Origin of the sequence: Rahnella sp. PAMC25617 (genome assembly GCF_050606005.1) — a bacterium.
GTDB classification, from domain to species: Bacteria; Pseudomonadota; Gammaproteobacteria; order Enterobacterales; family Enterobacteriaceae; genus Rahnella; species Rahnella variigena.
The window spans coordinates 127,482-141,481 of sequence record NZ_JBOCUM010000012.1 but is presented as its reverse complement, the minus strand read 5'-3'; the positions used below and the strand labels follow the sequence as shown (position 1 = coordinate 141,481).

Below are 14,000 nucleotides of genomic sequence, written 5' to 3'. Positions count from 1 at the left end.
GTGTTCTCTGATAAATCGGACTACTGATCGTTAGCCGCTGACGGCCATTCCCACTGTCATATGCAAACCATAGAAAATGGCACGACCAATCAGCTCACCGGCAAATACCAGTACGAACGCCAGAATCATTGATGCCAGTGCCGGACGCTTGCGCATAATCAGCGGACAGAACCAGCAGCCGAGACCGAGAATTACCAGCACCAGCCGCCAGACTGACAGCGAACCGTATTGCGGGATCAGGGCAGAAGCCGCCTGAACAGAACTGTTGATGCCTGCCAGACTTGCGCTTTGCAGCATAACGACCGCTATACTCACGACCAGCGCAGCAAGACTGATAACCGGCAACAGGCGCAGCCCGCAACCATTGATATTTGCACCACGAAGCAGCAGATAACCCAAAACCGGACCACCGATCAGCACCGTCAGCCCGAAATGGAAGAAGGTATACGCATTATCCCAGGTCGGCACGGTATCAATTTCATAAACGCGGCACATCGCGTAGACAAAGCCGATACCCGCCAGCATGGTGACGATCAACCAGATTTTGCCCAGTGCGCGCGGCATCTTATTAACCATCGCCAGCAGCCAGTAAATTCCGCCTAAGGCAAAGAAGAATGATCCGCTACCGATTTCATTGCTCAGCGGCGACGCCCCCAGCCGGTTCAGCGAGTTAAATGCACGCAGGGGTGAACCCAGATGCAGAACCGAAGCAACAAAAGCAATCGCCATCAGCGCCCACAGGAAGAACATCGAAAGATGTATCCTTCGGGCCTCTTCTTTACTGCGTTGGGTGAGAAGCGCAATAGCCAGCACAATAAATGCACCCACCACACACTGCCCCAGAACCGTAAAGACCATTAAAGGCCATTCATGCCATCCGTTTCCCATCTCAAACCTCCTTCGGGTTAGCCAGATAACCCGTGGTATCGCCTACAGGACGGCAATTCGCATTGGGTTTGATGACGATATTTGGGTGAGTAAAATGTGAAGCCGGCAAAGGAGCCACTTCAGCCAGATCACCGTATTTTGCACGCAGCTCTTCAATCGGCGCCATATCCAGTGCACGTAACGGGCAGGATTCCACACAAATCGGTTTCTTACCTTCCGCAATACGCTCATAGCAGCCGTCGCATTTGGTCATATGACCTTTAGCTTCGTTGTACTGTGGCGCACCGTACGGACACGCCATGTGACAATAACGGCAACCGATGCAAACGTCTTCGTTGACCACCACGAACCCATCTTCACGCTTATGCATCGCGCCGCTCGGACACACTTTGGTACAGGCTGGATCTGCGCAGTGGTTGCAGGAAATCGACAGATAATACGCGAAGACATTCTGATGCCAGCCATCGCCGTCCTTTTGCCAGTCGCCACCGGCATATTCATAGATGCGGCGGAAACTGACGTCCGGCGTTAAGTTTTTGAAATCTTTACAGGCCAGTTCGCAGGTTTTGCATCCTGTGCAGCGGCTTGAGTCAATATAAAAACCATATTGAGTTGTCATGTTTTACTCCGTTAAACCTTAGCCACTTGCACAAGGTTGGTATGAGAGGGGTTACCTTTCGCCAGCGGTGAAGGTCTTTGAGAAGTCAGTACGTTAATGCTACCCGCACGGTCGATCTTTTTGCTGTCAGGGGAATACCAGGCACCTTCTCCAAGTGCGACAACGCCCGGCATCATGCGCGGCGTCACTTTGGCAGCAATCTGAACTTCGCCACGATCGTTGAAGATGCGGATCATGTCGCCGTTGGTGATACCGCGCTGCGCAGCATCCATCGGGTTGATCCACATTTCCTGCCGGCATGCTGCCTTCAGCACATCAACGTTGCCGTAAGTGGAGTGCGTACGCGCCTTGTAGTGGAAACCGGTCAGCTGTAACGGATATTTGCTGGCCAGCGGATCGTCATAGTTTTCGAAACCAGCGGCATAGACCGGCAACGGATCAATGACATCGTCTTTAGAGAGTTCCCACTCAGAGGCAATTTTCGCCAGTTCCGCGGAGTAGATTTCGATTTTGCCAGACGGCGTGCTCAGCGGATTGGCCGCCGGATCTTCACGGAATGCTTTGTAAGCGACGTGATGCTGTTCAGGATCGCGTTTTTTGAACATGCCCTGTTTGCGGAAGGTGTCGAAATCCGGCAGTTCAGGCAATGCTTCACGGGATTGCTGATACAAATGACGCAACCACTCTTCCTGCGTACGGCCTTCGGTGAACTGCTGCTCAACACCCATACGGCGGGACAACTCGCTGGTCATCTCATAAATGTTTTTGCACTGGAAGCGAGGCGTGATCGCCTGATCGGCAAAGATGATGTAATCCATGTTGCCGCACGACGCATCGAGGCAGAAATCCATCTGCTCAGAGGCGGTACAGTCAGGCAGGATAATGTCGGCGTATTTCGCCGAAGACGTCATGTGGTTATCAATCACCACAATCATCTCGCATTGCTGGTCATCCTGCAGAATGTTGTGGGTGCGGTTGATATCAGAATGCTGGTTAATCAGGCAGTTACCGGCGTAGTTCCAGATAAATTTGATCGGCACATCCAGTTTCGCTTTTCCGCGTACGCCATCTTTAGTGGCAGTCATTTGCGGACCACGCACAATCGCGTCCGTCCACATAAACATGGATATGCTGGTCTGAACCGGGTTTTCGAGCGTTGGCATACGAACAAACGGAATTTCGTAAGAGCCTTCGCGGGCACCGGAATTACCGCCATGAACGCCGACGTTACCGGTCAGAATTGCCAGCATAGCGATCGCACGGGTGGCAATCTCGCCATTTGCATGACGCTGCGGCCCCCAGCCCTGGGTGATAAATGCCGGTTTCGCCTGACCGATTTCTCGCCCCAGCTTGACGATTTTATCGACAGAAATACCGGTGATTTTTGATGCCCATTCCGGCGTTTTTGCCACGCCATCGGGGCCGGTTCCGAGAATATATGCTTTATAATGCGCATTCTGCGGGACACCTGCCGGTAATGTTTTTTCGTCATAACCGACGCAATATTTGTCGAGGAAAGGCTGATCGACCAGATTTTCAGTGATCATGACATGCGCAAGTGCCGCAGCCAGTGCGCCATCCGTACCCGGTCGGATCGGCACCCATTCGTCTTCACGGCCGGCACCGGTATCGGTATAACGCGGATCGACAATGATCATGCGGGCGTTGGAACGCTGACGAGCCTGCTCGAGGTAATACGTCACGCCCCCGCCGCTCATGCGCGTTTCGCCCGGATTATTACCAAACAGCACCACCAGTTTGCTGTTTTCGATATCAGACGGACTATTGCCATCCGCCCAGCCACCGTAGGTATAATTCAGACCGGCAGCGATTTGTGCCGAACTGTAGTCACCATAATGATTCAGATAACCGCCGCAGCAGTTCATCAGACGGGCAATCAGCGTTTTACCTGGCGGCCATGAACGGGTCATGGTGCCACCTAGCGTGCCGGTGCCATAATTCAGATAAATGGCCTCATTGCCATAACGGCTGATAATGCCTTTCAGGCTGCCAGCCAGGGTATCGAACGCTTCGTCCCAGCTGATTGGCTTGAATTTACCCTCGCCACGTTTCCCTACACGCTTCATCGGATACTTCAGGCGGTCAGGGTTATAAACACGGCGACGCATGGAACGCCCGCGCAGACAGGCGCGAACCTGATGCAATCCTTCATAATTATCATCACCGGTATTATCGGTTTCGACATAACGGATCTCGTTATCAACGACGTGCATTCTCAGCGGACAGCGGCTGCCGCAGTTTACGGTGCAGGCACTCCAGACAATTTTCTCGTCTGCGGTTTTAACCGAATCCTGACGTGTTTCAGCACGTATTGATTTAAACGGCAGTGATATGCCCCCGACGGCAGCTGCCATACCGGCGAGCGTAGTTCCCTTAACCAGGTCACGGCGACTGATCCCTCCGCCTGAACCCGTTTTCTTACTGTTTGAATCCGACATTACTTACTCCGTTGCGCCCTCATCTGAAGGGCGAAAATTTAACAACCATGCCATCGAGCCTGGCTCCTGGGCCGTAGCTTCTTAGACTTTTTCTATTTGAATCAAATTCGTATGCTGAGGATTTCCTTTCGCCAGCGGGGACGGGCGTTGGGTCGTCAGCGTGTTCATGCAGGCACCATGGTCAATACGGTCACCACTCATATTGGCCTGATGCCATGCGCCCTGCCCCATAGCAACAACGCCGGGCATGATGCGCGGCGTAACTTTGGCTGCCACACGCACTTCGCCACGGTCATTAAACACTTTCACTTTGTCACCGTTCTCAATACCACGGGTTTTGGCATCCAGCGGATTGATCCACACTTCCTGACGGCAGGCCGCCTGCAGCACGTCGATATTGCCGTAAGTGGAATGGGTGCGGGCTTTGTAGTGGAAGCCGAACATCTGTAGAGGGAACTGGCTGCGTTTCGGGTCATCCCAGCCTTCAAAGGTTGAGGCATAGACCGGCAGCGGGCTGATTGTTTCGTCTTTTTGCAGCTCCCATTCGCTGGCAATTTTCGCCAGTGCAGAGGAATAAATTTCGATCTTTCCTGAGGGTGTTTTCAACGGATTAGCGACAGGATCCTGACGGAATTTTTTATAGGCCACAAAATGCCCTGCCGGATCTTTACGTTTATAAATTCCCATTTCGCGCAATTCTTCATACGCAGGTAACGCCGGGTCTTTCGCCAGCATTTTGGTGTACAGATACTGCAACCATTCCCGCTGGCTGCGGCCTTCGGTGAATTTGTTGTAAACATCCGGACCAAGACGACGCGCCACTTCGCTCATCATCTCGTAAATTCCTTTGCGCTCGAATTTGGCAGAGGTCGCGGGCTGGATGAAAATCAGGTATCCCATATTGCCGGCGTAATCGTTGGGAATAATGTCTTCCTGTTCGACGGTCATAAGATCCGGCAGCAGGATATCGGCGTATTTCGCCGATGACGTCATGAAGTTTTCCAGCACCACGATCATTTCGCACTGCGAGTCATCCTGCAGAATATCGTGGGTTTTATTGATGTCGGAATGCTGGTTGGTGATGGTGTTACCGGCATAGTTCCAGATGAATTTGATCGGCACATCCAGCTTGTCTTTACCGCGCACTCCATCTGCTTTGGCAGTCATTTCAGGTCCGCGCGCAATGGCATCGGTCCAGCTAAAACAGGAAATCTGTGTCTTCACCGGATTTTCCAGCACCGGCATTCTTTCGATAGTAATGGTATAGGTTGATTCACGCGCACCGCTGTTACCACCATTGATACCGACATTGCCGGTCAGAATCGGCAGCATGGCGATGGCGCGGGACGTCAGCTCACCATTAGCCTGACGCTGCGGGCCCCAGCCCTGAGAAATATACGCCGGTTTGGCTTGTCCGATTTCCCGGGCCAGTTTAACAATACGCTCTGCCGGAATACCGGTAATACGGGATGCCCATGCAGGCGTCTTCGCCGTCCCATCTTCCCCCTGACCGAGAATGTACGCTTTGTAGTGGCTGTTGGCCGGTGCGTCCGCGGGCAATGTTTTTTCGTCGTAGCCCACGCAACAGGCATCGAGGAAAGGCTGATCGACCATATTTTCGGTGATCAACACATGCGCAAGACCGGAGACCAGCGCAGCATCCGTTCCCGGACGGATCGGGATCCACTCATCTTCACGGCCTGCCGCAGTGTCGGTGTAGCGCGGGTCGATCACGATCATACGGGCATTGGAACGCTGACGCGCCTGCTCGAGGTAATAGGTGATGCCGCCACCGCTCATGCGCGTTTCCGCAGGATTATTACCGAAAAGCACCACCAGCTTACTGTTTTCAATATCTGATGTGCTGTTGCCATCATTACTGCCATAAGTGTATGGCATGGCGCAGGCGATTTGCGCGGTACTGTAAGTCCCGTAATGACTGAGGAAGCCGCCGTAACAGTTCATCAGGCGGGCAACCAGCGAGGCGTAAGGGGAAGAACGGGTGATATTGCCGCCGACAACGCCGGAGGTGTAGTTGATGTACACGGCCTCATTGCCATATTTAGCAACAATACGCTTCAGGTTATTGGCGATTTCATCAAAGGCTTCTTCCCAGCTGATGCGCCTGAATTTACCTTCGCCACGTTTACCGACGCGCTTCATCGGGTAATTCAAACGCTCCGGATGGTTCATTCGCCGGCGGATTGAGCGACCACGCAGACAGGCGCGAACCTGATGGTCACCGTAGATGTCATGTCCGGTATTATCGGTTTCAACCCAGTACACTTCATCATCACGTACATGTAATCGCAGGGCGCAGCGGCTGCCGCAGTTAACCGAGCAGGCACCCCAGACCACTTTGTCTTCAGGTGCGGAATTTTTGGCCTCGCCCACAGCCTGTGCCAGTGCTTTGCGGCTGAATGGCAGAGATACGCCGCCCGCGGCAATGGCCAGTCCTGCCAGCGTTGATGTTTTCATCAGCGCCCGGCGGCTGATACCACTTTTTATCGTGATGACTTCAGGTTCGATTACCGACATTTTCCCGCTCCGGTCATAAAGTAGTTACCCACTCAGAATGCAGGGATACTACTAATAAGGGAGTAGGAAACTTTGTCTGCTATCAAAAAAGGCAGGGTTGTGTTGGCGGAAATGAGGAATTCTTAACGCAGCGCACGATTTTATGCATAAAAAAAGCGCCCTCAGGCGCTTTTTCGCTATATTACTGCATATATAACGGGATTAGCCGATATATTCTAAACCGCCCATGTAAGGACGTAATACTTCCGGCACTTCAATACGGCCGTCAGCTTGCTGGTAGTTTTCCAGCACAGCCACCAGCGTACGACCCACAGCCAGACCAGAACCATTCAGGGTATGAACCAGACGTGGTTTTTTGTCAGTTTTGCTGCGGCAGCGCGCCTGCATACGGCGAGCCTGGAAATCACCCATGTTTGAACATGAAGAAATTTCGCGGTAAGTATCCTGCGCTGGCAGCCAGACTTCCAGATCGTAGGTTTTGCATGAGCCAAAGCCCATGTCGCCGGTACACAGCAGAACCTTGCGGTACGGCAGATTCAGCAACTGAAGCACTTTTTCTGCATGACCGGTAAGTTCTTCCAGAGCATCCATCGATTCTTCCGGACGAACAATCTGTACCATCTCGACCTTGTCAAACTGGTGCATACGGATCAGACCACGGGTATCACGACCGTAAGACCCGGCCTCTGAACGGAAGCAAGGCGTGTGCGCCGTCATTTTCAGTGGCAGAGATTCTTCTTCAAGAATTTCATCACGTGTCAGGTTGGTCAGTGGAACTTCAGCTGTCGGGATCAGCGCATAGTTGCTGCTGCCGGCTTCTTCACCGAGCGGTTTAGTATGGAACAGGTCTTCGCCAAATTTCGGCAACTGACCAGTACCGTACAACGTTTCCTGGTTGACCAGATACGGTACGTACGTTTCCAGATAACCGTGCTGTTCGGTGTGCAAGTCCAGCATGAACTGGGACAGTGCGCGATGCATACGGGCGATTTGCCCTTTCATCACTACAAAACGCGCACCGGTCAGCTTAACAGCCGCGGCAAAATCAAGACCACCGGCCATTTCGCCAAGCGACACGTGATCACGGACAGTGAAATCGTACTGACGCGGCGTGCCCCAGCGGCTCACTTCCTGATTGTCGTTTTCGTCTTTACCAGCAGGTACGGAATCATCAGGCAGGTTCGGAATAGCAGAAGCGATATCACGGATATCATTTTGCAATGCTTCCAGTTCAGCCTTCGCGGCATCCAGCTTCTCACCCAGCGTATTCACTTCCAGACGCAAAGGTTCGATGTCTTCGCCACGGGCTTTTGCCTGACCGATAGTTTTCGATCGTGCGTTACGTTCAGCCTGGAGAGTTTCCGTTTCTACCTGCAAGACTTTGCGGCGTTCTTCCTGAGAACGCAGCGTTTCCACATCGAGTTTAAAACCTCTGCGAGCGAGTTTTTCTGCAACTGCGTCTAGCTCATTACGCAGCATATTGGGATCGAGCATGCTAATCCTGTACGTGTCATTATTGAATGTTATTTTGATGATGCACGCTGACTGAAACGGCAGCGTGTCAAAGAGTTATCACGGGTAACCTTACCGCAACGATAAAGTTAGCGGTAGCGTTTTGTCGGGCTATTTTGATCTTGCTCGGCAAGCCATGCCAGCTTTTCGCCGATCTTGCCTTCAAGCCCGCGTGACGTCGGGTAATAATACTGCGTACTGGCCATTTCAGGTGGGAAATAATCTTCGCCAGCCGCGTAGGCGTTGGGTTCATCATGTGCATAACGATACTCCGCACCTAACCCCATTTCTTTCATCAGCTTGGTCGGCGCATTACGCAGATGTTCCGGAACATCGTAATCCGCCATTTCGCGCGCATCGCGCATCGCCGATTTGAACGCGGTATAAACAGCATTACTTTTCGGCGCACACGCCAGATACACAATGGCCTGAGCAATCGCACGCTCACCTTCCGCCGGACCGACGCGGGTGAAACAATCCCAGGCAGAAATGGCGACCTGCATACCGCGCGGATCCGCATTGCCGACATCTTCTGAGGCAATCGCCAGCAAACGGCGCGCCACATACAGCGGATCGCCGCCAGCAGTGATGATTCTGGCATACCAGTAAAGTGCGGCATCAGGCGAGGAGCCACGGACTGATTTATGCAACGCAGAGATTAAATCGTAAAAACGATCGCCTTTATTATCGAAACGCGCACTGCGCTCACCGGCTATTTCCGTGAGCAATTCTGGCGTTAACGTCCGGTAACCTTTGGCGTCAATTTCGGCCATATCGGCCATCATCTCAATACTGTTCAAAGCACGGCGCGCGTCACCATTTACCAGTTCCGAAAGCATACGGCGGGTTTCCGGCGGGACACGGATTTTTTCATTGGCATAACCGCGCTCAGCGTTGGTCAGTGCCTGATCGATCACTTTCTCAATATCTTCCGCTGTCAGTGATTTGAGCAGATAAACACGTGCGCGGGAAAGCAATGCGGAATTGAGTTCGAACGAAGGGTTTTCAGTCGTCGCACCAATGAACGTTATGGTGCCGTCTTCTATGTGCGGCAGGAAAGCATCCTGCTGACTTTTGTTGAAACGATGGACCTCATCAACGAACAAAATCGTACGACGCCCGGCATCACGATTCTGTCGGGCACGTTCAATCGCTTCACGGATATCTTTCACGCCTGATGTGACCGCCGAAATACGCTCAACATCGGCATTAGCATAGCGGCCAATCAGTTCTGCCAGCGTTGTTTTCCCGGTACCCGGCGGCCCCCACAAAATCATCGAATGCAGCTGCCCTGCTTCAATCGCCCGCGGCAGAGGTTTGCCCGGCGCTAACAGATGCTGCTGCCCGATATATTCTGCAAGGGTTACGGGCCGCATACGGGCGGCCAGTGGCTGGAATTCGTTTTGGGAAAAATCGAGTGACAGATTACTCAAACTAACCTCACTGACGCTGGTCATCCACCGTCACACCCTTAGGTGGAGTAAATTTAAATTTAGCATCATCTACAGCCGCATTTTGCTCGCCCTTCAGGGTATAAGCACTTTTTTGGCCGTCCTGCTCAACCGCAGTAAAACTTTTGATGGTGCCGGTCGGCGTGACTGTGATTGCGAATTGCTTCAGATTGCCGGTAGAAGCTTTTGGCGTTAATTCAAAATCATCGCCTTTCTGCTTCACGTTGTATTTAGCCCAGTCGCTGCTGTCGTTACGGGTGATCAGCATGAACGGCGTATTGCCGGTCGCGTTTTTCAGCCAGGTCGCCGTGACCTGCTCAACGAACGGGTTGTAGAACCACAGGGTTTTGCCGTCAGAAACCAGAATGCTTTCATCTGGCGTCGTCATATGCCAGTTAAACAGGTTCGGGCGTTTGACCCAAAGCTGACCTTCGCCCTGCTGGACGGCGGCACCATCATCGCTGGTGACAGTCTGAGTGAAGCTGGCGTGGAAAGTATTGAGCTTGCCCAGACGGGATTTGAGATCACTGCTGGCGTCCGCTAATACGGAAGCGGAGGTAAATGCGGTCAGTAAACACCCTACCATTAACAATTTTTTCATTCTTATACTTACCTCAGAAATCCATAAACTTCAGACGATGCCTTTTACACAGGCAAAAGACGTATGGTGCGAACTCTATCCGAGGCATCGCTCCGGTGGTAGCTCAATCATCTGAAAAACATGTGTTTTACGCATCTTTGCAAATATGCTTCATCATTCGAACTGCCTCTGCGTTGGCTGCCTTCTATCACCCCAGTCACTTAGTAAGTTAAGCTCCCGGGGTTAGGTCAGTTGCCGCCTTGAACCAGCCCGAATGACTTTGGATATTAATTTTGGAAGGATTTACTCATGCGATGGCGGTGCCAGTACTTCACGGTTGCCGTTATGGCCCGGCGTACTGACAATGCCCTGCGCTTCCATTTGTTCAACGATACGTGCCGCGCGGTTGTAACCAATACGGAACTGACGCTGAACGCCTGAAATTGATGCACGACGTTTGTCTACGACAAATGCCACAGCCTGATCAAACAGAGCATCAAGCTCTTCATCACCGTCCAGACCTAAACCGCCACCTTCACCATCGTCACCACCGGAAACAATGCTTTCGATGTATTTCGGACGACCGCGGGCTTTCCAGTCCTGAACTACCGCATGAACTTCCTGGTCACGGACGAACGCTCCGTGAACACGCACCGGAATCGAGGAGTTTGGCGCCATGTACAACATGTCACCCATCCCTAACAGTGATTCAGCACCGCCCTGATCCAGAATGGTGCGGGAGTCGATTTTACTCGACACCGTAAAGGCGATACGGGTCGGGATGTTCGCTTTAATCAGACCGGTAATCACATCGACAGAAGGTCGCTGCGTCGCCAGAACCAGGTGAATACCTGCGGCACGTGCTTTCTGGGCCAGACGTGCGATCAGCTCTTCTACCTTTTTACCGACGGTCATCATCAGATCGGCAAACTCATCGACCATCACCACGATAAACGGTTCTTTTTGCAGGTATGGCGGCTCAGCAGCCATGCCATCACCCGGCTTCCAGAATGGATCAGGAATTGGACGTCCCATCGCTTCCGCTTCCAGAATTCGTTCGTTATAGCCCGCAAGGTTACGTACACCCAGCGCCGACATCAGTTTATAGCGACGTTCCATCTCGCCGACACACCAGCGCAACGCATTGGCTGCATCTTTCATATCGGTGACGACTTCAGTCAGCAAATGCGGAATGCCTTCATATACCGACAACTCGAGCATTTTCGGGTCGATCATAATGAAGCGCACATCTTCCGGTTTGGATTTGTAAAGCATACTCAGGATCATAGCGTTAACGCCGACAGACTTACCGGAACCGGTCGTACCAGCCACCAGCAAGTGAGGCATTTTCGCCAAATCGGCGATAACCGGCTCACCCGAAATATCTTTACCCAGCACAATCGTCAGCGGAGACGTACTTTCTTTAAATTTCGCACAGTCCAGCACTTCCCGCAGATACACGGTCTGACGTTTCTTGTTTGGCAATTCCAGGCCGACATAAGGCTTGCCGGGAATAACTTCCACGACACGCACCGCAACGGCAGACAATGAACGTGCAAGGTCACGCGAAAGGTTAGAAATACGCGCGGCTTTAACGCCCGGCGCCAGATCCAGTTCGAAACGTGTAATGACCGGACCCGGTAATTTGCCGACGACGTCTGCTTTGATGCGGTAATCATTCAGGCGGGCTTCTATAAGGTTACCCATCTGTTCCAGCGCGAACTCGTCCACAGGTTCCGCTTCCGCCGGAGGCGATGTCAGCAAATCCAGTGATGGCAGCGGCGTAGTCGGTTTCACCAGCGGCTGTTCATTACGCATCAGGAACGGGTGGATCAGGCTGTCCATGTCAGGCTGCGCCGATGGCGATGACTGACGTGGCGCTTCATACTCCTGCGCATGTTGCACCGGTTCCGAAGCCGCAGCGCGCTGATAAGGTTGCTGAGCAAACGCTGCAGGTTGCGGTTCTTCTTCCGCTTGGGCTGACAACGTGAACAATGGCTCAGAAGGCGTATCGTCCACCAGATCCGCCATTGGCGAGAAGCTGAAAGCATCGTGCTGACTGAGTTTCATCGCGGCAGCAGCAAAATCATCAGCAGGAGAATGGGAAATTTCTGCCTGATTATTTTGCGAATGATGATGCTGAACCAGACCGCTTTGTGGCTCGACTTCTTGCTGATAACGAGCCTGCTCGCGCGCAGCGAAGGCATTGCGTAGTTCAGCTTCCTGCAAGGCGGCTTCAGCATCCGGTTCATTTTCAGTCACCGCATCGCCGTAACGCTCTTGCTGCTGTTCGGCAAACGCCTGCTGCAATGCGGCTTCCTGCCTGGCTTCCTCGTCGGCCTGAGCCAGAGGATCGTTATGCCAGGTTTCCTGTCCGGCATTTTGCTGGGCCGCAGCTTGCGCGTTTTCCTGTTGTTCGGCCATACGCTGAGACGGCAATTTAATGCCGTACGACGCCAGCTCGCGACGCGTTGGAATACGCACCGGATTTGGACGCGGCAATTCTGGGCCAAACCCTTTTTTCACCTGCGGATTTTCATCACTTACAGCGCTGAAAGCAGGCATAAAGGTATTAGTTGCAGAAGATGCCGCAGACTGTCCTGCCTGAGCCAGCCCCGTAGCAAGTGCAGCCGTAGCAGCGACGCTGGCGGCCTGCGCGGCATCGGGTACCGGCGAACTGAAATCAAACGGTGAACGGCTGGGTTCAACGGCTGTTTGCCAGTTCCCGAGACTCGGGCCATCTTCCTGATTGCGCTCAACCGGCGCAGGAGAAGGTGATTGCTGTACCGGCTGCGGATGGCGCGGCACCGGCGTTTCTTCCGGGATTTCGAAATTATAGAGCGGCGGCGCCGTTGAAACCGGCGTAGACGGATAGGGTGAAATCTCAGCCACCGGCGGTTCTGCAGCATAAGGATCAGCTGCTGGCGCTGGTGTCACGACCGAAGCCGGTTCAGCGACTGCCGCGGCTGTTTCAGGAACAGCAGAAGAAACAGGAGCAGAAGCTGCTGGTGCTGGTGCTGGTGCCGGTGCCGGTGCTGGTGCCGGTGCTGCTGGATGCTCATTAACTGAAGGCGCAGAGAACAGCACGTCATCGTCATCGGTTTCAGCAGTCGCTGCGGCAGCCGCAGGGATCGCCGCTGCACCTGCAACAGCAACTTTAGCTACCGGTTTGGCTTCGTCGTCTTCGAGTAACGGATCGTCGTGCTCGTCGTAGTCATAATCATCGTCACGACGGGAACGGTTGGTCACGATATTGGTGACACCGAGCACGGCACCGCCAATTTTCTCGGCAATGGTCAGCCATGACCAGCCGGTAAACAGTGTCAGTCCGGCTGCCCACACACATAACAACACCAGCGTCGCGCCAACATTGTTGAAATACGGCGTCATCGCTGTACTCAACAAACTGCCGATGACACCACCGGAAGCGAAGTAGTAAAGGTCATCGATATTGACTGATGCCAGACCACAAGACGTGACAATAAGCGCCAGCGTCCCGATAAGGCGCAGCGAAAGGGCAAAATAATCGACGAAATCCTGTTTATCCCGCTGACGAAACGCCGCCCAGCAGAGGCACAGAATAATAGGTGGAATAGCGTAACCAAATACGCCAAAGATGAAGAACAGCGTGTCAGCCATCCAGGCTCCCACACCACCGCCCCAGTTGTGAATTGGCCCATGCCATGCGGTCTGAGACCAGCTTGGATCAGAGGGGTTAAAACTCACCAATGCTGCCATTAAATAAGCAGCAAAAATCGCTACCACCACCAGCAAAGCCTCCAGAAGACGGCGACCATTGCTCAGCTTTTTAAGGGTAACTTCTTTATCTTCTGTATATTCCTGGCTCAAGAAAGGCTCTCCAGGTTCCTGTGAACTGAGAAAAAGCAACAGCGCCGAGAGTCCCCGGCGCCATAGCTGTATAGATACACAGGAGTGTAGCTAAAATTACAAGG

The 14,000-nt window shown here is 53.0% G+C and carries 8 protein-coding genes; all 8 read right to left on the bottom strand.

Annotation, left to right across the window (positions count from 1 at the left end):
- Positions 1–30: 30 nt before the first annotated feature.
- A complete protein-coding gene (locus ACM615_RS15635) occupies positions 31–888 on the bottom strand; it encodes a dimethyl sulfoxide reductase anchor subunit family protein (RefSeq protein WP_112287302.1) in 858 nt (285 codons plus the stop codon).
- Position 889: 1 nt separating this feature from the next.
- Positions 890–1,507, bottom strand: coding sequence for a DMSO/selenate family reductase complex B subunit (locus tag ACM615_RS15630; protein ID WP_095922658.1), 618 nt, complete (start codon positions 1,505–1,507; stop codon positions 890–892).
- Positions 1,508–1,518: 11 nt separating this feature from the next.
- On the bottom strand, positions 1,519–3,966 hold the full coding sequence (gene dmsA, locus ACM615_RS15625; protein ID WP_112287301.1) for a dimethylsulfoxide reductase subunit A: 2,448 nt from the start codon (positions 3,964–3,966) through the stop codon (positions 1,519–1,521).
- An 81-nt stretch (positions 3,967–4,047) separates the two neighbouring features.
- Positions 4,048–6,504, bottom strand: a complete 2,457-nt coding sequence (gene ynfE / locus ACM615_RS15620; RefSeq protein ID WP_431012147.1) for a selenate/tellurate reductase subunit YnfE — start codon at positions 6,502–6,504, stop codon at positions 4,048–4,050.
- Positions 6,505–6,705: 201 nt separating this feature from the next.
- Positions 6,706–7,998, bottom strand: coding sequence for a serine--tRNA ligase (serS, locus tag ACM615_RS15615; protein ID WP_112287299.1), 1,293 nt, complete (start codon positions 7,996–7,998; stop codon positions 6,706–6,708).
- Positions 7,999–8,105: 107 nt separating this feature from the next.
- Positions 8,106–9,449 carry a replication-associated recombination protein A gene (locus tag ACM615_RS15610; RefSeq protein ID WP_431012146.1) on the bottom strand — a complete coding sequence of 448 codons (1,344 nt, stop codon included), beginning with the start codon at positions 9,447–9,449 and terminating at the stop codon, positions 8,106–8,108.
- A 7-nt stretch (positions 9,450–9,456) separates the two neighbouring features.
- Positions 9,457–10,068: an outer membrane lipoprotein chaperone LolA gene (gene lolA, locus ACM615_RS15605; protein WP_120161194.1), complete on the bottom strand. Its 612-nt coding sequence runs from the start codon at positions 10,066–10,068 to the stop codon at positions 9,457–9,459.
- A gap of 282 nt (positions 10,069–10,350) precedes the next feature.
- Positions 10,351–13,896, bottom strand: coding sequence for a DNA translocase FtsK 4TM domain-containing protein (locus tag ACM615_RS15600; protein ID WP_431012145.1), 3,546 nt, complete (start codon positions 13,894–13,896; stop codon positions 10,351–10,353).
- Positions 13,897–14,000: the final 104 nt, after the last annotated feature.

What these genes read in the sequence shown, in the direction of transcription:
- ACM615_RS15635 (WP_112287302.1), bottom strand. Translation starts at nt 888, where the DNA reads ATGGGAAACGGATGGCATGAATGGCCTTTAATGGTCTTTACGGTTCTG.
- ACM615_RS15630 (WP_095922658.1), bottom strand. Translation starts at nt 1,507, where the DNA reads ATGACAACTCAATATGGTTTTTATATTGACTCAAGCCGCTGCACAGGA.
- dmsA (WP_112287301.1), bottom strand. Translation starts at nt 3,966, where the DNA reads ATGTCGGATTCAAACAGTAAGAAAACGGGTTCAGGCGGAGGGATCAGT.
- ynfE (WP_431012147.1), bottom strand. Translation starts at nt 6,504, where the DNA reads ATGTCGGTAATCGAACCTGAAGTCATCACGATAAAAAGTGGTATCAGC.
- serS (WP_112287299.1), bottom strand. Translation starts at nt 7,998, where the DNA reads ATGCTCGATCCCAATATGCTGCGTAATGAGCTAGACGCAGTTGCAGAA.
- lolA (WP_120161194.1), bottom strand. Translation starts at nt 10,068, where the DNA reads ATGAAAAAATTGTTAATGGTAGGGTGTTTACTGACCGCATTTACCTCC.